General features: G+C 69.4%; 12 protein-coding genes. 2 read left to right on the top strand and 10 right to left on the bottom strand.

The features are described 5' to 3' along the window. Nucleotides 1–30 precede the first annotated feature (30 nt). Nucleotides 31–1,209: a hypothetical protein gene (locus tag IPG50_33605; GenBank protein ID MBK6697087.1), complete on the bottom strand. Its 1,179-nt coding sequence runs from the start codon at nt 1,207–1,209 to the stop codon at nt 31–33. 76 nt (nt 1,210–1,285) lie between these two features. On the opposite strand from IPG50_33605, the gene IPG50_33600 reads away from it, so the two are divergent. Continuing rightward, the gene (locus tag IPG50_33600) at nt 1,286–3,949 is read left to right on the top strand and encodes a tetratricopeptide repeat protein (protein MBK6697086.1); all 2,664 of its coding nucleotides are present in this window, start codon (nt 1,286–1,288) and stop codon (nt 3,947–3,949) included. A 52-nt stretch (nt 3,950–4,001) separates the two neighbouring features. On the opposite strand, the gene IPG50_33595 is transcribed toward IPG50_33600, so the two are convergent. Then, nucleotides 4,002–4,928, bottom strand: a complete 927-nt coding sequence (locus IPG50_33595; GenBank protein ID MBK6697085.1) for a hypothetical protein — start codon at nt 4,926–4,928, stop codon at nt 4,002–4,004. A gap of 367 nt (nt 4,929–5,295) precedes the next feature. Here IPG50_33595 and IPG50_33590 point away from each other — a divergent pair, with 367 nt between their 5' ends. Next, nucleotides 5,296–6,462, top strand: coding sequence for a hypothetical protein (locus tag IPG50_33590; protein MBK6697084.1), 1,167 nt, complete (start codon nt 5,296–5,298; stop codon nt 6,460–6,462). Between the two features lie 46 nt (nt 6,463–6,508). On the opposite strand, the gene IPG50_33585 is transcribed toward IPG50_33590, so the two are convergent. The 8 genes from IPG50_33585 to IPG50_33550 all read right to left on the bottom strand — a co-directional run bounded on the left by IPG50_33585 (nt 6,509) and on the right by IPG50_33550 (nt 18,422). Further along, on the bottom strand, nt 6,509–10,690 hold the full coding sequence (locus tag IPG50_33585) for a hypothetical protein (GenBank protein MBK6697083.1): 4,182 nt from the start codon (nt 10,688–10,690) through the stop codon (nt 6,509–6,511). 82 nt (nt 10,691–10,772) lie between these two features. Continuing rightward, on the bottom strand, nt 10,773–13,667 hold the full coding sequence (locus IPG50_33580; protein ID MBK6697082.1) for a lamin tail domain-containing protein: 2,895 nt from the start codon (nt 13,665–13,667) through the stop codon (nt 10,773–10,775). A 187-nt stretch (nt 13,668–13,854) separates the two neighbouring features. After that, complete coding sequence (locus IPG50_33575) at nt 13,855–14,439, bottom strand: Uma2 family endonuclease (protein ID MBK6697081.1); 585 nt, start codon at nt 14,437–14,439, stop codon at nt 13,855–13,857. A gap of 36 nt (nt 14,440–14,475) precedes the next feature. Beyond that, nucleotides 14,476–14,898, bottom strand: a complete 423-nt coding sequence (locus IPG50_33570) for an AgmX/PglI C-terminal domain-containing protein (protein MBK6697080.1) — start codon at nt 14,896–14,898, stop codon at nt 14,476–14,478. 278 nt (nt 14,899–15,176) lie between these two features. Continuing rightward, nucleotides 15,177–16,256, bottom strand: a complete 1,080-nt coding sequence (locus IPG50_33565) for a hypothetical protein (protein MBK6697079.1) — start codon at nt 16,254–16,256, stop codon at nt 15,177–15,179. A 130-nt stretch (nt 16,257–16,386) separates the two neighbouring features. After that, entirely contained in the window at nt 16,387–17,322 is a 936-nt protein-coding gene (locus tag IPG50_33560) for a hypothetical protein (protein ID MBK6697078.1), read from the bottom strand. A gap of 56 nt (nt 17,323–17,378) precedes the next feature. After that, the gene (locus tag IPG50_33555; GenBank protein ID MBK6697077.1) at nt 17,379–17,669 is read right to left on the bottom strand and encodes a hypothetical protein; all 291 of its coding nucleotides are present in this window, start codon (nt 17,667–17,669) and stop codon (nt 17,379–17,381) included. An 81-nt stretch (nt 17,670–17,750) separates the two neighbouring features. Next, nucleotides 17,751–18,422, bottom strand: coding sequence for an alpha/beta hydrolase (locus IPG50_33550; GenBank protein MBK6697076.1), 672 nt, complete (start codon nt 18,420–18,422; stop codon nt 17,751–17,753). Nucleotides 18,423–18,467: the final 45 nt, after the last annotated feature.

Here is an 18,467-nt window from a genome sequence, read left to right as displayed (position 1 = left end):
CGCCTAGGCGAGCGCGGAGTCTCCGCGTAGTCAATCGCGATAGGGAACGTGTCGTTCGACCAGCACCGAGGACGGTGGCCCCGCGGCTGGGCCCACGATCTCCACCTGCGGCGTCGCGCCCGCCTTGAACCGCGCCGCCTTGAGCGCGTCTTTGGCACCATAGGCGAAGAGCGCGTCGTCCCCGCAGAGGCCGGTGGTGGCCGCGAGCGCGCCGGGCCCGTCGTAGTTCTCCAGGCCTTCGTCGACGCGCGACATGGGGCCGAACGAGCCGTCCGCCTCGACGCCGTAGGTAAGGGCGAAGAGCTGACCGTCGAAGGTGCGAAAGCCGACAACTGCGCCCCGCGATGAGGCCGCCGTCACGGCGAGCTCGACGCTCTCCGGGATCGCGACGCGCGACGGCGCGGTCCACCCGCTGTCGGTCTTCGAAATCGCGACCAGCTTGGTGGGATGCTCGAGAAAGAACACCGACACCATGCCCTCGCGCACGGCGACGACGGGCCCGCCCGTTTCGACTTCGTTGCGCCAGACGCGAAGGTCGCGGATCGGAGACATGGGCAACCACTGAGCTCCGTCGAGCGACGTGTAGAGCAACGCGCCAGAGTCACCCATCGCCGCCACGTGGACGCCGCCGCGGCGATCACGCCCCACGCTCGCGTGCGCTAGCTCGCCTACGTCCGCCGTCGCCACGGGCGCCCAACGGTTCCCAACCTGGCGCGCGGCCGTCAAGGCCACGCCGCCGACGCGCGAGCTCAGCCCGACGAGCGTAGAAGCCCCGGCCCAGAAGACGCTGCGACTCGGCGCCCAAGTGGTCTCATCCCAGCCCATATCCAGGATGCCCGATTCGACGGGTCCGGAGCCGCCGCGGTCCCGTTGTGGGTCCACCGCGAACAGAAAGGGAAACGCGAGCCAGGGGACGAGGTAGAGCGCGAAGGGCCGCGCTGCGGAGCCGAGCGTGGAGCCCGGCGCCCAGGTCCCTCGTTCGTCGCGGTAGTAGGGCGTGAGCTTGCCATCGACCCCCGCGAGCGCGAAGGCGAGCCCGGAGCAATCGAGCAACGGCGCCGGCGCCGGCGGAGGAGAGTCGGGCGGCGTTGGCGCGCGCGGACCCGTCGTCGTCGTCTTCGTCGGTACGAGCGCAGGCGCCTCGGTAGGGGCAATTTCGCCGCACGAAGCGCAGGCCAAGAGCGCGAGAGGCAGAGCTCGATTCCACATGCCGCGACGATGCCGGCGGCCGGACCCGCGCGCACCTTAAGGCACCTTAAAGTTGCCGCGCCGCTATCTTCCGCGGGTGACCCGCGCGGCTTCGAAGACGAATCTCCCGATGCCGCCGCCGCTCTTGGCGCGTGGTCCTGAGGCGTCTGCGCTGGCTGCAGCCTTCGACGGCGGCGCACGACTCGTCACGCTGCTCGGGCCCGGCGGCATCGGCAAGACGCACTTGGCGCTCCACTACGCGCAAACCGAGGTCGACGTGTACGCGTCGAACGGCGGGGGCGGTGCTTGGTTCGTGGACCTGACGGCGGTCCGCGACGCGGAGGGACTCACCGCCGCCGTGGGCGCGGTGCTCGGCCGCGGACGTCGAACCGACGTGCGCGCAGCGCTCACGCGAAGAGGGCACACGTTGGTGCTCCTCGACAACGCTGAACACGTGGCCCTGCTTGCCGGCGAGCTGCTCTCGTCGTGGCTCGCCGCGGCGCCATCGATCCGATTTCTGATCACGTCGCGCGTCGCGTTGGGAATCGGGCCCGAGCACGTCATTAGGCTCGAAGGACTCCCGGTACCGCCCTTGCACGGTGACGACGCAGCGCTGGGCGAGAACCCCTCCGTCACCCTTTTCGTCCAACGCGCCCTCCGCACCGGCGCCGCGCCGCTCGGCACCGAGACCGAGCTTGCCGCTGTGGCGGAGATCGTACGCCGCCTCGACGGCGTGCCATTGGCGATCGAGCTGGTGGCCGCGCGCACCACGGCCCTCGCACCGCAAGAGCTCCTCGCGCGCATGACGCTCGCGCTCGTGGGCCGCGAAGACGACGCCGGCCGACACGGGTCCATGGAGCGCGTCATCGACGAGTCGTTCGCGTCATTGCCAACGGACCTTCAGAGCTTCTACGTCGCGACGGCCGTGTTCCGTGGCGGCTTTTTCGTCGCGGACGCTGAGAGGGTCATCGACCACCCCGACTTGGTCGGCGCGCTCACCGAGCTGGTGCGTCGTTCGCTCTTGCGCGTGGTTGCCACGACACATGGGCAGGGTCGGCGCTTCGCGCACTACGAGACGATCTTCGAACACGCGAGCCGCAAGCTCAAAGTGGACCCCCGAAGCTCCGCGCTCGCGGAGCGCCACAAGAGCACGTTCGCTAGGCACGCGCGCGCCTGCGTCGCGCGGATGGACGCGGGCGACGGCGACGCCGAAGACCTCGTCGCCATCGACATCGACAACCTGATGCTGGCCTACGAGAGCGCTGACGCCAGCGAGCGAATCTCCCTCGCGCTCGCCCTCGAACCCGCGCTTTTGCGCAGGGGGCGCATCGAGGCGGCCGCGAAGCTCTTCAGCGGCGAGCTAGCTCGCGTGGCGGTGCACGATGACGCGCTCGCGCTGGCGCTCGCAGAAGGCCGGGTGCGCGCAGAACGCGGCGACATGCGCGGTGCCACGGTTGTGTTGGAAGGCGCGCGGAGCCGCTTCTCAGACGCCGACGATCACGTTCATCGCGGTCGGCTCTTGGGCAAGCTCGGGGTGCTCATCGAGCTTCGCGGCGAAACGGCCGCCGCCAGAAGCCTCTTCGACGAAGCGCTCCAGGTGCTGGCAACACCGACTCCCTCGGTGCGCGGTGAGCTGGCCGAAGCGGAAGTGCGCGTCGAACGGGCTCACGCGCTTCGGCGCGAGGGAAGGCTCGAAGCCGCGGAGCTCGATCTGCGACGCGCCATGGCGATCTACCGGGGAGCCCAGCGCGACGAGCACCTCGCGACCACGCTCTACGAGCTCGGCGTTCTCGGTCTCTTTCGTGGAGATCCATCGGCGCTCGGGTGTTTTGACGAAGGCCTCGCGTTGGCGCGCGCCCGGGGCGCGCCGGTTGTGGAAGCCGCGCTCACGACGGCACGAGGGACGCTCTTGCAAGAGCAAGGGGAGCCTGAGGTTGCGCTGTCGCTTCACGCCCACGCCGTCGTGCTTTACCGCGACGCGGGCCATCGCTACGGCGAGATCAGCACGCTCTACTACCTCGCCGGCGCCTACTTCGAACGCGGCGATGCGGCAGAGGCCGCGAGCATCGTGATGCGTGCGCTCCCGGCGGCGCGGGAGTTGGGCATCCCGCGCTACGTGGCGCTGTACGAAGGGCTCGGGGCCATCGCGCTCGCCAGCGACGCCATGTTTCGCGATGTTGCCGGCGCCAAGGCGGCGCTCGCACGCGGCGACGCAGCGGCAGCCGCGTGCGCCACGGAGACGTCACTCAGCGCGACGCTGGCGATTCATCGACTGCACGTCGAAGCCCTCGAGAGCCGCGGCAGCGCCGAGGAAGCGATCGCGCGCGCGCGCGCGCTGGCGGAGTCACACGCCAACGACGATCCGCGCTTCGCGCTGCGAGCGTTGAGGGTAGGAACGAGCAAGCCCGCTGGGTCTCGCGCCATGCCGCGCCCCAAGCTCGTTGTGCGCGACGGAGGGAGCACCCTCGACGTCCGACACGGTGATGGTTCGAGGGCGGTGCTCGACCTGTCACGGCGAGCGCCGCTTCGGGCCATCGCACACTTCCTGATCGAGCGTCGCAAGACCGACCCCGGTCAGGGGTGCACGCTCGACGAGCTCGTTGCGGCCGCGTGGCCCGACGAGCGCATGAGCCCGGCGTCGGCCGCCAACCGGGTCTACGTGGCCATCGCGACGCTGAGAAAGGGCGGACTGAAGGACCTGCTCCAGAGCGGCGACGGTGGTTACGCGATCGCACCAACGGTGAACGTGTCGACGGACTGAAGGCGCGGAAGATGACGCCGCGCGAGCGCGTCAGAAAACCTCTCCACGCCCCTCAGTCGTCAACGCGGAACGCTGGCCTCACTCCCGACGGGGCGGCGACGCGCCCGATCGCCACGATGTACGTGGTCCCTGCTTTCACATCGACGTCGATCCTCGCCAACTTGGTCCCCGCGCGCCTGTCGTCGTTGCACGCGACGTACGCCATGTCGCCGCAGTCGGGCGCATCAAAGAGCTCCATGACATAGTCGTCGGTCGTGGGCGCGCCCTGCACCGTAAACCCTACGGACTGGTCGCGTGACGCGGTCCAACGGAACCAACGCGTCGGCACCGCCGCGCCGCTCCCGCAGCGGAACACGTGGTTGTCCGTAAGACCCGCGGGATACCGGAACTCGAGGGCTTCGTCCGTTGGCGCCACGAGCGCGGTCTTGCAGGATGCGCCGTCACCTTTGCCACCGATGCATTGCGACTTCACGCAGATCTCATTGTCGGCACACTCGTTGAAGCAGCTCCCACAGTTGTCGATGCCCGAAAAGGAGAGACACTGTCCGTTGCAGAGCAACTTGAGGCAGCTACCCGCGGGCCGTGCTTCGCAGCGCCCCTCGACGCACCCGGTGTAGCTGGGCGTCCCGCCCGCGTCGACAAGGCCGAAACACGAGTGATTGCAGCCGCCGCAGTGGCGGTTGTCGGTCTGCTCGTCGGCGCACACGGAGCCGCACGCGGAGAAGCCGCTCCGGCAACCGGTCGCCGGTGAGTGCCTTGTGAAGGGCGGCACGGCGCCGCCGCCGTTGCTGCTCGAGTTCGCGCCGGCGTCGCCATTCGATAGAGAGCTCGAGTCGCTCGCGGCAGCGTCGCTCGCGAGGTCGGCGAGCGCGACCGGGCTCCCGGCCCCGCCGCCACTGCACGCGACGACGAGTGCGGCCGACGCTCCAAGCGAGGCCAGCGGGGCGGCGGCGAAGGAGCGGGGGCGAGGGCGAGGCATCGCGGAGGTCATACGCGGTCGCAGCGTGAAGCTCCCGGAGCTCGCTCCGAATTTACGACCGCGTAGCGCCGTAATTTTCGCATACGGCGGCCCGACGACCGGCGGTGGGGCCCGGAGAGTCCATGCGCGAAGGCGCGGTCAGGCCGCACCGCGCGCACTCCTCGTTGCATGCAGGCCACATGCATCGCGTTGCCCAAGACGGCCGGCCCGGTGCGACTTTCGGAGGCTCCGGTGCGTCATCGAGGTCGCAGCGCGAAAACTACAGCGGCGGTGCCCGCGCAACTGCGCGAGACCTCGCAGGTTCGCGGGCAATGGGGCGGCCCGCGCGTGGCGCCGCCATGGAACGAGAGGTGCACTCCCCCGCCCCATGACCGATACGCTCCGCTCCTCCGCGCCGTTCGTCTTCGCATCGGTCCTCGCGGCCACCGCCGCCACCGGCTGCCTCGCCCAAGAGTCACTCGGCACCGCGAGCCGCTACTACGGCGGCGACGCTCCCGCGGCGCTCGGTGCCGCCGCGTCCGGTGGCGGCGCCGACGGCGGAGCCGGTGCGCTCGCGCTTGCCGCGTCCACTCCCAGCGACTGCCCCGCGGGCACCTCCGACGCGCCGATGCGCCTCACGTGCACGGGCCTCTACGCCAACGCGTCGCTCGTGACTGTCGCCCCCGGCGTGGAGTGGTTCGAGCCGGCCCACAAGCTCTTCAGCGACGACGCGAAGAAGGCGCGATGGATCTACCTGCCGGAGGGCGCGCGCATCGACACGTCGAACATCGACGAGTGGGTGTTCCCCGTGGGCACGAAGCTCTGGAAGGAGTTCGCGCTCGACGGCAAGCGCATCGAGACGCGGTTCTCTTGGAAGGTTGCCGCCGACAAATGGCACTTCGCCGTCTACCGATGGGCCGACGACCAGCGAGAGGCCGTTCGCCTCGACACCGGCGAGCGACTAGCCATCGCCGGCCGCACGGGCGCCCAACGCTACGAGGTCCCGTCGCGCGACAAGTGTGCGGGCTGCCACAACGGTCGCGCCGATCACGTGTTGGGCTTCGAGGCCGTCGGCCTTGGGCTACCGGGCGCGGGCGGCCTCACGCTCGATCGCCTTGATCGAAGCGCACTCCTCACGCACCCTCCGGCCGCTCGCGCCGTCACGATCCCCGAAGACGCGACCGGCAAGGCCGAAGCGGCCATCGGGTGGCTGCACGTCAACTGTGGTCTCTCGTGTCACAACGCCAACGCAGGGGCTGGTGCGGCCTACAAGGGGATGGTGCTTCGGCTGCAGTTCGGTGAATTGAACAGCGACAGCCAGCTCGGCGCCGTCACGAACCTCGCGGCGTATCGCACCACCGTCGGTGTGGCCGCCTCCTCCCCCGCGGGTGGGTACTCGCGCATCGCGAAGGGCAACGCAGCCATGAGCGCCATCCCCACGCTCGCCGGGCGCCGCGACGAGGCGAACCCGTATGGGCAAATGCCGCCGGGCCTAAGCCACGTCGTCGACGAGAGCGGCCTCGCCGCGCTTCGCACGTGGATCGACGCGCTGTAGGGGACTCTAGTCGATGGGGAGGCTCGCGCCCCACGCGACGGCGCGCTTACCCTTCGAGCTCTCGCAGTACCGCCTCGATGCGGCGGCGTCGATCAGGCCGCGCGCGCCGCGCCGCGCGCCGCAGAAGCGGGATCGCCTCACGCCCCCATGCGCGAAGCGCGTCGCGGGCACCATCCTGGAGCCGCACGCTCGGTCCCGTGAGGTGGGTGACGAGGAGCGGCAACGCCTCACCATGGCGCCCGTGTCCGAGGCTCGCCATCAGACTGAGCATCACGTCGACCCGCGTCTCCATGGCGAGAACTTCCGTCGCAACGCGGAGCGCTTCTTCGCGCGAGCTGACCGTTTTGAGCACGCGTAGCGCGGCACTACGAACCTCGGGTCGGCGGTCGAGGGCGAGTCGAGCGAGCGGCGCGGCCGCAGCCTCGCCATGGTGACCGAGCGCATGAACAGCGCGAACGGCAAGGCCGCGCTCGGTGTGGCGGTCCGTCGCGAGGCGGACGAGCGCCTCGAAGTCCTGGCCGGCGACGGGATCTTGGGGATCGCCCGAAGGGCGCGAAGGTCGATCCTCCGCCACCGGCGGCAAGAGGTGCGCGATCTCCTTCGGCGCGTGCGCCTTGCCAAGTTCGACAAGGGCGGCGAGCGCCAGCGACGCGTCGCGCACAAGGAGGCGGGCGCCGCGAAAGTCGCCGTCTTTCGCGCGTTCAAAAGCCCACGCGAGGAGCGGCTCGTTTCCGAGAGCGCGGAGCGTGAGCTCAGCCTCGCCGCTGCCGGATTGCCATTCGGCGAGCCACTGAGGCAAGAAGCCGCGCACCTGCGCCGTCGAGAGGTGCGGCACGAGCAGCAACGCACGTCCGTGTCGAGACGGATCGGGCCAAGCGCCAAGACACGATGCGACCTTCGCACGTTGCGAGGGTTCAAGCTCCACGTCCCCGGCAAGAAACGATTCGAGCACGTCGCCCCAAGCGGCGCGCGCGTCTTCCCAAGCGAGAATTCGAGCGGCGGCACGCGTCCGGTCGTCGGCCCCGGCAGACCGCAGCGTGACAACGAGCGCCTCGAGCGACGCGCGCGAGTCGGGCGCGAAGGCTTGTCTTGCGAGAGGCGCGACGGGCGAAGGCGGAAAGGCCACGTCGAGCGGACGCGCTGCTTGCGTTGACAGGAGCCACTCCCCTGCCGCCGCGTCGCTGAGGCGAGCGTACGCGCGGATGCCCTCGCGAAGGCGCACGAGCTCCCCGTGTTCGTCGGGGACCTTTGGCGGGAGGTCGAAGGCCTCCGCGAGAAGGCGCTCGCTCTCCCCCGCAAAGTCCAGCCCCAGCCGGCAAGCCGCAAGGCAAGCCTCGAGATCGGACAGCGTGCGCACGGCTCCCAAAGCTTGGAGCATCCGATAGCGTCGCCGGCCGTCGACCGTTGGCGAAGGCCGTACCGCGCGAAGGACCGCGAGCGCTCGCGCCCTGTGGTGCGGGGCTGCCATCAGAAAGACACGCTCGCAGAGCGCCGCAACATGGGCTGGCTCGACGCCGGCGCCGTCCTTTTGAAGGATGTCGAGGACGTCGTCAAAGAGCTCCGCGTGACTGCGATCGATGGCGTCGACGACGAGCGCAATGGCCGACGGTGTCGGCTCCGCCTTCAGCCACCTTAGCCAGTCGGGTAGGCTTTGGCGGACGGCCGCCAAGAGGCGAGCGTCGAGGTGCGGCCCACGAGCCTCAACGACAGCGCGGGCCCGTTCAGGAGAAAAGCCGAGGGTCCGCAACGCCAGCGTTGGATCAGCATCTTTGGGCGCAGGACGCAGCCCTGCCCGATGAAGCGCCGCGGCCACGTCGTCGGGCGTCGCTCCGACGACGGCGATGCGGCCGTCGATGCATGCCTCCACGACGTCTTGCCGCGCGGGCCGAGGGGATTGGGCGAGCCGCGCGACCGCCACCAGCGTGATGTGCCCGCTCAGCGCGTCATGCAAGAGCTCGCGCTCGCGCGGTTCGCGTCCGTCGGCCTCGAGCGCCTCGACCAAGACGGCCACGAGGGACGGCCCCGCCACGCGGCCGCAAGCCTTCTTGAGGGGCGCGCGAAAGCTCGCGTTGTCGTGCCGCGCTAGCCAGTTCACGATGGCCGCGAGGGACGAGGCCGTTCCGATCTCGGCGAGCGCTTCTGCGGCCTCCTTCTTGACGGCCATTTCGGGCCTCTCGAGCGCGCGCACGACGATGGGCTCGGCCCAGCTAGCGCGGAGAGCGCGCACCGCCGCGAGCGCCTGCACCGTGACCCTCGGCTCACTGGATGCGGCAAGACGGCACAACGAGAGCTCGAGCCCGCGAGCTCCGTCGCCGGCGCCGAGAATCGCCTCGACGGCTGCCCGCTGGACGCTCGCCTTGGGATGGCGCCAGAACGTTTCCAGGGCACGCAGCCAAGCACCGGTGGGCGCGTGGCGGCCCGCCGTTTCGAGGAGCGCGACCGCGATGGCCTCCGAGGGCTCTTCCCTAAGCCAGTCGCAGACGAGCGAGAGCACGAGATCGCGTCCCGTCTCCGCCGCATCGTCATTCCATCGCCGGATGACGCGACCGTCCTTGATGCATTGCCGACCGTAGCGAAACACGAGCTGCTCGAGCTCCGGCATGCGGACGCGCTTCACAGTGAAGTCGCCGGCGAGCGCCAACGTGACGTAGTGGCGAAAGACTTCGCGAAAGAGGCGCGAGACTTCCGGCAGGAGGGTGACATCGCCAGACTCAGCGAGGAGCCGAAGCGCGTCGAGGGGAGAGAGATCGGCATCCAGTCCGAGCTTTAGGCGCTGACAGAGAAGGCGCGCCCCTTCTGCGTCGCGCCGCGCGACGAAGCGGCCGGAGAGGAGGCCACCTTCGCGGGGGCCGAGCGCTCCGACCCAGCCTGCGAGCAGTGCCGGGCGGTCTTCGGCGTGAGCCCAGCATGTGGCCATCGCAAGCGAACGAAGGGGCGAGGGCGTGAACGGGTCTCGCACCAAGCGATCGAGAGGCCCCACCGAGCGAAGGCTGCCCTTGTAGCGCAAGGCCGTGATGGCGGCCGCCGGGACGCGTGGGAGCACCCCCAGCAGCGCTTCTTCGTCGGCGAAAAAGGCGGCGCGACCCGCCGCGTCCACGAAGGCTGAGAGGTTCTCGTCGTCGGTCACTTGGACGAGCTTTTGCCGCAGGAGCTCCGACGCGGCGACCACCGGACTCGCCGCAAGGATCGACGCGCGGCGCCGCCACCGTGGATCATCGGCGTCAAGCGGCTCCATCACGCGGATGAGGTTCGTCCGCGCGATGTGCGTGAGACGCACGAGTTCCTCGCCCGACCACAAGCGATGAGCGTCGAAGGCCGTGAGGACAGCCTCCAGGTGTGACTCACGGAGGAACGTGCCGTGCCGATGAGCCTCGAGGAGGAATAGACGCGCCGGCCCGCCATATCGGAGCGGCTCGGTGTTCATGAGGGCGACGACCCGATCCAGGTCGGTCGCGTCGGCGACCGGCGCGAGACGAGCCATGACTTCGGCGCCCAAAGCGGAGGGCGCGTCGTCGTCGAGAACGGTCGCGAGGAGGTCGTGGAGGCGGAGGTGCCCTGCGGTCACGACGGCCGCGTTGGCGACCGGTGACTCCGCGCTCGTGAGCGCCCGCTCGACGGCGAGGTCGCGATCGCGAGCGCGTTTCGATGAGAGGCGCCGTAGCCAGGGCTCACGCACGAGCTCAAGCGCCGCGATACGGAGGCGCGGCTCAACGTCGTCGACCAACGGGAGCAAGCAATCGAAGGCCTCCTCGGGCGTCACCGCCAAGTGTTCGACGGCCGCCGCCAGCGACGAAAGGAGAGTTTGACGAAGGCGCGCATCCCGAGCGGCGCCGAGGCGACGAAATACGGGAAGCGCCATCGGCAACGCCCCGAGCGAAAAGCCCGCTACCACGGCCAAGAGGCCCGCGTCGTCGAGCGCAACAACCTCGTCGATGGCGCCGCAGACGAGAGCCGTGCGAGCCCACGCGATTCGGAGTCTGGGCACCAGCCGCGCCGTATCCGTTGGCAGGCGAGGCCCATACGGAGCGAGTTCGGCGGCGAGCTCCGAGAAGAGGAGGCTCACTTCGGGCGAAAGGGCGGCGACCCGCTCGGGGAGACGGCGCGCCAACGCACGAGCCGCGTCGGCGTTGGTCCGCAGTTCGCCGCGGAGCGCCACCAAGGCGGCGAGGGCGTCGTGAGGTGCGTGCGGCGCCGCCTTGAGCGCGTCCGCGAGGAGATCTTGGCTCACGCAGCGAGCTTACCCACTTGGAAACGGCTGGCTACGCCGACGCCCGTCGCGCGAGGAGAGCCTTGGCGGCGGACGAGCGCGCTTACCGACTCGGCTGTGCCGCGCTCGCGCGGCTCCGGGGCGCGCGAACGCGCACGGCGAAGTCGGCCTGGTTGTTGTTCGAGTCCTGCGCCGGCGTCGCCGGTGAGTACGCCACGGCGGCGTCGAACGGCTTGCGCGCCACGCTGCTGCCGCTGGCCGTCGTGCCGCTGCTCGGCGCGACGGTGCCACCTTCGCCCGAGCAGGCGAGGCCCGTTCCGTAGGCCACCACGTCGAGCAGCGCCGCGCTCGCTGACTGCACGCGCAAGACGCCGCTGTCGCCGAGGGAGGAAGTCATCGCTCCATCGGCGACGGGCCCCGACGCCGGCGCGACATACCCAGCAGCGTTGGCGATCAAATAGAACTCACCGGGCCAGAGGCGCGTGCCCGCCGGGACGACGTAGCGATTGGACCACGCGCCACACGACGCCGTCTGCTGCTGGACCTTCGCGCCGTCGAGCGTGAGGACCTTGTCGGTCGCGTTGTAGAGCTCGATAAACTCGTCGGTCGCGGCGAGGCGCCCGCGTGACGCGAACTGCGTCACCAAGAGCGCGCCGGCGGTGAGCTCGACAACACCGTACGAGGGCTCGGCTGGCGACGCGCTGCTCCGCGGCGCACGGGCGCTGCGCACGACGAAGTCGACAACGTTGGTGTCCGTGTCGCGAGCGGGCCGAGCGTTCGTGTACGCGTTGGGGGCGCGCCCTACGCTGGCGCCGTTGGCCGTGGTGCCGTGGTTGGGCGCCGCCGTGCCGCCCTCGCCGGTGCACGCCGCGCCGGGCGCGCCGTATCCGAGCCGATCGACCTCGATCGCGCCGTCGAGCAAGCGGAGCGAGCCCGAGTCGGCGAGGCCCGTCGTGAAGGTGCCGTTGGCGAGAGGCCCCGAGGCCGGCGAGACGTAACCGGTCTGGTTCGCGACGAGGAAGAACTGCCCCGGCATGAGCAACGTGCCCGCGCCGATGACAAATCGGTCCGACCAGCCGGAGCAGCTCGCCGCTTGGTACTGGAGACGCATGCCGGCGACATCGAGCGGATGGTCCGTGTTGTTGTAGAGCTCAATGAATTCGTCGGCGGCCGACAGCGGCCCGCGCGTTGCGAGCTGGGTGATGAGCAGCTCGTGCGCGAGGGGCCTCGGGCTCGTCGGGGCAACGAGCGCTCCGACCGACGAAAAGGCCGTCTGGTCGGCCCGCTTGCCCGGCGAGCTCGCTCCCTGGGCCATCGGCACCGCCGAGTGTTCGACCACCACCCCGCCCGGCTCCATGTCGGGTGCGCGGTTCTTGGCCAAGCCCTCGACGGGCGCCGCGCCGAAGGTGAAGGTGTCGACGAGCGCGTTCGCCGCGTCACGAAGCTCCACCGTGCCGCCTGTGTTGGCCAGTGAGAGGTTGCCGCTCGACGAGACCACCGCGCCGGGCACGCCCGCGTGCGCGCCGCGATCAAAGACCGTGGTGACGGCGCCGCCGGGCATCTGGAAGTAAGGGGGAAACTTGTGCCGCAGGGCGCCGCCCGAGAGGAGCGACCAACGCGAGAGATCGGCGGGCCGATACCCGACGTTCAAGAGCTCCACGTATTCCTGTCCGAGATCGGTGCCGACGGGGTTCGGCATGACTTCGTTGACGATGAGCTTGGCGCCGCATCCGGCGTCGCTGGTTCCCACAAAGGCCGGCGACGGCGTCGCGAGCGACACGAGGGAACAGAACTCCTCGGTGAAGAGGCGAGCGGCGCGCGCGCTGTGAAGGACGATCAGGTTCTCGTCGTTGTCGGCGTCGGCCTGCGCGGTCCAGTTGAAGGATCCGGTGATGACCATCGGATCCGAGTCGGTGTCGCCATCGATGATGAGCACCTTGTGGTGCAGGATGCCGCCGTTGTTTCCGTTGTTGTTGCCGTCGAGCCACACGGGGATGCCGGCGGCGGCGAGCGCCTCGTCTTGCGAGAACTGGTTGCCGCCCTGAAAGTTGTCGAAGAGGCCGTACACCGGCACGCCGCCGGTCTTGAGCGAGACCAGCTTGGTCTTCAGATCGTCCCGCGAGAAGGTGAAGATCATGAAGCGCACCGAGCGCTGCGCCGTGTCGAGCTTCGCGAGCACACGGCTCATGAGCTGGTCGTGGGGACCAAAGTAGTACTCGACGTTCGTGCCGTTGATGGTCGTCGTGTTGCTGCTGGCGACGCGCGTTTTCGCTCCGCCAAAGCGTTGACCGACGAACATCTCGTCGAACTCGCCGGTGTACGCCGTGGCCATCTCGGCGCTCTCCAAGAGGAGCGCGTTGTTGTTGTTGCGAACGAAATCGTTGTCCGTGACGTTCGTGCTCCCGGTCCACACGTAGCGTCCATCTACGACGACGAACTTGTTGTGCATGATGTTGGAGCTCGGCGGCCGGAGCACCATCGGGACCCCGGCCGCTTGCATCTGCTGGTAACCGGCCTCCGCGATGTTGTCGCCGTCGCCGACCATGCGAACCGAAACGCCGCGCGACCTCGCGGCGAGCACAGCGTCGATGACGTTTTGCCGATCGAAGTCGAAGAGCGCCATGTCGACGGACGCGGTCGCGGCGCCGATGAGGCTCGCGAGATCATCGTCGCCAACAGGGTCGACGGGCGGCGTCGCGCCGGTACCCGGCAGCGAGAAGTAGATGTCGAACCGCGACGTGCCCGGCAGCGACGAGCGCGGCTCGGTCAGCGTGAGGGCGCCCGAGGCCGATGAGACGACGGGCCCGGCCATGGTGGTGGCCGCCGTGCTTTCTGTCGTCTTGTCCGCGCGGTCTGTCGTCGACGTGCTCGCGCTCGAGGACTCCGACTCCGCTTCACCGAGCGCGAGGGGGTCGATGGCCGCGCCATCGCCGCCGGCACAACCGGCGACCAGAAGCGCGACGGCCAGGAGGTGTCTCCGCGACCTTTGGACGAGCATGGCAGCAGCCTTTCGAAGGAAGTGCTTCGAGCGACTGCACGTTGTGCGCCGCATCGGCGCGGCCAATGGGACTGGGATTTTCCAGCGTCGTGGGCCGCGGCCCGATGCGATGAGGGGTGCTCGCGATCCAGCGCGGGCCGAGGGCGCGAGCCCGCGAAGTGGGCCAATTTCGCGCGCGGAGAAGGCCTCAGCGCGTGGCGCTGCTGGTCTCCACGGAGGTCCACCAGGCGCGGAGTTCAAGCTCGATGGCGTCGAACGGCTCCGCCCGAACGCTCGCGTCGTCGTGCCAGAGACCCACGATGCGATGGGTCGTGTCATCGAGGCGAAGGACCTCGAGGGTCCTTGCGATAGGGTCCACGAACCAGACGTGAGCAACGCGCTCGCGTGCGTGGATGGGCAACTTCTCCGTTCGATCGACCTTCGCGGTCGATGGCGAGAGCACCTCGCAGATCCAATCCGGTGGCACCACGAGGAACGCCGTGTCCGGCAGCTCGGGCAAGCGCTCGCGGCGCCAGCCGGCGAGATCGGGGACAACAACGTCGCTGCCCAGATGAATCTCCGGCTCGTCGAGCAGAATCCATCCGCCAGGGCCGTCACCCCAGTCAAAGGGCGCGCCGAGCTTTCCGCCGATCACGCTCGCGGTGCGGGCGTGGCGAACGGCTGGGCGAGGACTCGCGTGCAGCACGCCACCAATGATCTCGCCCACGACGTGGCGAGGCAGCGCTTCGATGTCCGCATAGGTTGCGACTCGATCGGTGCGCCGGGCGACCATCCTGGGAGCGTAGCTTAGGGCCAGGAGTTGGGCACGCTAGTCACCGGGACTGAAGGTGATGGGGTACACGACGGTCACCACGCCGCCGACCGGCTTCGGGAAGCGTAGCGGCGAGAAGGCCTTCGCGACGCAGGTGGCGGCCTCGTTGTCGGCGAGACCCGTCACGCAGGGATCCTCCGACCACACTTTCGCGTCGAAGACTTGGCCGACGGCGCCGACGCGAAAGCCGACGCAGACCCGGCCTGCGAGCTTTGGATTCCGCCGGAGGCCCTCTTCATAGCAGCGGCGAAAGGCGCCGAAACCGCCACGAACGACCGCCTGGATCAGCTCGGGCAGTAAGACGCCGTTCGTTCCGCCATCACGCTTGGCGGCGTCGATGCGCCACGCCGTCCCGTAGTGCTCCTCCTCGCAGCGAGCCAAGGCGGCGTCGACGTCACCCGCGCTTTGCGCCTCGCGCATGCACTCGAGCGCAGCGTGAGACTCGGCGCCGGCTCGGCGAGCTGAGCCTTCGGCCCCGGCGTCCGTAGGCGCACTGCCGCGAGCGACCGCGGGCGGTGGCCCGTCGGCCTGGCCCGTTGCTGCGGGAACAGAAGCGCCTCCGCACGCCGCTACGCTGACGATTGCCCCAGCCCATCGCAAACGTCGCACGACGTCACTCACGGCTCCCTCCCTGGCGTGCCACCCACCAGAGCCATGTTATGCGGAGCGGCGGCCGCCGCTCGAAACATTCGGAGCGCCTACGGCGTGGTGACGATCCGCGGATCGTTCGGCAGGAGCGCCAATGGACCGTTGTCCACCACCAGCGCGAGGCCGCTCGACACGAGCAACTCGTCGAAGCGTGTTCCCTCGAGGAGCGCGTGTTCGATGGCCCGGTCGTACCAGTCCATGCGCGGCGGCTGACCGGGGAGCGGCGGCAAGAAGAGCGTGAGCTCGGCTTGCGTCACGCGGGGCTCGGCCCACGCGGTGTTGACGGGCCAGGGCCCAAAGAACCCCGTGCGCTTGCCCTCCGTCACGCGGATGAACATCTCCTTGAGACCCGCATCGTACAAGTAGTCGACGAGCTGGCCACCCTTCGCGCGGAGATCCCAGATGCGGTAGCGCTGCATGTGGCGCGCGTTGGCGAGCGTTCCGACGAGCATGTCGGCCGACTGGGACATGCCTCGGCGCAACATGAAGAGGGCCATCTCGCCAGTCGTGGGCGCCACGGCAAAACGTGCCGCTGGGTCGGTGATGGCGGGCATGTTCTCGATGAGCGCCAAGACCTCGAGGCCCGAGGGACCGGCCGGTGTCACGGCGCCTCCCTGGCCTCCGCCGGCACCAGCACCCGACAGCGCTTCCAGCGCATCAACGACCTTGGCGAGGCCTGCTTCCCCTGCCGGCGTTGCACCGCGGTCGCACGCCGAGCGCGCGTCTACGTAACGCGTCACGCTACCGGCGCCTGTGGCAGAGAGCGTCGTCACGGGAACATCCGTAGGACACGAGCGCGGCTTCTTCACCTTGCGGACCTTCGAGAGGGCCAACCGGAGCGACGCCACCTCGGCCGCGGAAAGCGAACGGTTGAGCGTCGTCGCATGACCGTCGATGCAAGCCTCACCGGTCACGCGCGATGTCACGAAGTCCACAAGCCAGTGACCTTGCGGCACGCAGCTTCCAGGCGCGGGGGGCGGCGCGAAGCCCGCCGAGCGCGTGATCTCTGCCGCCGTGAGGCTCCCGCCGCGAAGCTCGCTCGCTTCCTCGTCGGCCGTCGTCGCCTCTTCAGCCCCGCCGCAGGCCGTGGTGATTGAACATGCGAGAGCGAGCGCGAGCCAACGAGTCATGGCGTGGCGGTAGCACCGGCCTTCACCCTAGCAACGGGCCTTCTCCGCGCGACCGCCACGTCAACGTTTTGCGCCCCGCATCGTCCCAGTCCGCATCGTCGTGACGCGCGGCGGACGCGAGCGATCGCCTTCAACGCGTTGCGCCGCCGCGTCGGGCCGCTCGCCCGAACGCCGCCGGCGACGGAAGGCCCGCGTTCGCGAAGGCGTGGCACAGCGCGTGAGGCGAGGCGTAGCCGAGCACGCGCGCGAGGAGCTTCGTGCTCACGAGCGGGCTCGAGGCCACGATGGTCCCAACGAGGACGCGATAGAAGTCGCGGACGGCGCGCCAGTGACGGCTGCCAACGCCCGAGAGGCCATAACGCGCGTGGAACAAGGCGGTGCGGCGCGACACGGTACGACGCGACCAACCAAGTCGTGTCTCGAGCTCGACGGCCGCGGGCCCCTCGCCGAGCCGCATGAGCGTTTCGTCGATGGCGTCGAGCAGTCTCTGCTCATCGGCGTCGTGTGCCAGAAGGTCGAGCGTTGCGCCCCGTGGTTCGAGGGGGAGTCCCTCGGCGGCGAGCGCTGCCAGGGCGACCGGCATGGTTCGCGCGAAGCAGGGGCCATCCTCCCGCGAAGACAAGGGCAGCACGGTCACCGAACGCTCCGCGCGAAGCGCATCGGTCATTCGCTTCACCGCCACAGCCGTCGCCGCGCCGAGGCGGCCCTGCTCCACCGACGGAACGGCACCGTTGGCGATGGCCGCGCCAGGCTCCCAATCGAGCTCGAGCGTCTCGTCGTCTCCGCCGCGCGTGAGGCATTCGGCGATGCGGGGCATGAGCAGGAAGTCGCCGGGGCCTAGGTCGAAGCTTCGATCTCCGACGGTGGCCTCGAGGCGCCCGCTCAACATGATCTTGAGTCGGTACCGCTCCGAGGCCGTTCCCCGGCCGAGGCCCTTCGTCAGGTGTTCGTCTTGCGTCACGCCCGAAAGGCGCACGCGCCGCGCGATCCACGTGGGCGTGAGGACGCGGTCGAGCTCGAGTCGCACGTCGCCAAAGGGAGCGTGGTGGCGGTGCGAGACGAGCACCGCTGGACGCTAGCGCAACGGCGACCGCGCGCTACCGGTGCGGCCACGTTCGCGCATCACCTTTTCGGGACGGCGCCGACCTTTGCGATGAAGTCGCTCATCGCGGTGACGGCCGCCGGATGCAGCGGCAGCGCCTTGGCGTAGCTGTCCTTTTGGGCCGCTGCGGTCTTCGCTCGAACCTGACGCAACATGTGCCCCATGTCATCGACGAGCGTGAGCGTGGCGTCGGGCTTGGCGTCAAACAAGAGCTCTGCGTCGAGCTCCTGGACTTGCAGGTCCATCTTGCCCTGAACGATGAGGGTCGGCACCTTGAGCTTCCGAAGCTCGTCTTGCGGGCGCAGGCGCATCCAGGAAATCATGTACGGCTGCTGCTCCACCGGAAGAATCGAGTCGAGCGGGGCCGCGAGCTTGCCGACCAGCTCACCCTTCTAAAGCTTCGCAAGCGCTGCATCCAAGAGGGCAAGCTCCTGCTCGTTGAGCCGCTTCTCCAATTGTTCACGCAGAAGCTGAGCGATGGGTCGTCCGGTGCCAGCCAACGAGATCAAGGCGTCGATGGGCTGCAACTGACTCGCCATGATCCCAGTCAGGGACCCCTGGCTGTGGCCCGCCACTACGACCGCGCCAAAGCGCGCGTCTTTGCGCAGCTCGGCCACGAAACGCGCGGCGTCGGCGATTTCGTGGTCGAACCGAAAGTCTTCGACCTTCGCGGGGGCCCCGCTAACGCTACCGGCGATGCCCGCGTCGTCGTAGCGAAGCACGGCGAAGCCCCCAGCGACGAGCGTCTCCGATAGGACGCGGTAGATGTGCGGCTGCTCGCGCTCGCCGGGGACGTTGCCGTTGCGGTCGCTGGTGCCGGAGCCAGAGAGGATGAGCACCACCGGGAGCGGCCCGCAGCCCTCGGGCACCTCGAGCGTTCCCTCGATGCGGCCGAAGTCGTTGGCGACGCGGACCGTCTCGCTGGCGGCCGCGACGGCAGCGCAAGGCTCGGCCTTGGCTGCGACTCGCCCCGCGCCATCGGAGCTCGGGAGAGGCACCGGTTCGGCGACGCATCCAGCGAGGAGGATCCCGAAAAGGCCGGCGCGTAGGACTGCGTACTTCATTCCGGCGGTTCTAAGGGCGAGAGCCACCTCGCGCCATTGTCATGA

The organism is Myxococcales bacterium, from assembly GCA_016703425.1.
Taxonomy (GTDB): domain Bacteria; phylum Myxococcota_A; class Polyangia; order Polyangiales; family Polyangiaceae; genus JADJCA01.
The sequence above is the reverse complement of the archived record's forward strand: the minus strand, read 5'-3'. Positions and strand labels throughout refer to the sequence as shown.

Excerpts from the sequence above, each read along its gene's own strand:
- IPG50_33605 (MBK6697087.1), bottom strand. The coding sequence starts at position 1,209 with ATGTGGAATCGAGCTCTGCCTCTCGCGCTCTTGGCCTGCGCTTCGTGC.
- IPG50_33595 (MBK6697085.1), bottom strand. The coding sequence starts at position 4,928 with ATGCCTCGCCCTCGCCCCCGCTCCTTCGCCGCCGCCCCGCTGGCCTCG.
- IPG50_33590 (MBK6697084.1), top strand. The coding sequence starts at position 5,296 with ATGACCGATACGCTCCGCTCCTCCGCGCCGTTCGTCTTCGCATCGGTC.
- IPG50_33580 (MBK6697082.1), bottom strand. The coding sequence starts at position 13,667 with ATGCTCGTCCAAAGGTCGCGGAGACACCTCCTGGCCGTCGCGCTTCTG.
- IPG50_33575 (MBK6697081.1), bottom strand. The coding sequence starts at position 14,439 with ATGGTCGCCCGGCGCACCGATCGAGTCGCAACCTATGCGGACATCGAA.
- IPG50_33570 (MBK6697080.1), bottom strand. The coding sequence starts at position 14,898 with ATGCGCGAGGCGCAAAGCGCGGGTGACGTCGACGCCGCCTTGGCTCGC.
- IPG50_33565 (MBK6697079.1), bottom strand. The coding sequence starts at position 16,256 with ATGACTCGTTGGCTCGCGCTCGCTCTCGCATGTTCAATCACCACGGCC.
- IPG50_33555 (MBK6697077.1), bottom strand. The coding sequence starts at position 17,669 with ATGCGCCTGCGCCCGCAAGACGAGCTTCGGAAGCTCAAGGTGCCGACC.
- IPG50_33550 (MBK6697076.1), bottom strand. The coding sequence starts at position 18,422 with ATGAAGTACGCAGTCCTACGCGCCGGCCTTTTCGGGATCCTCCTCGCT.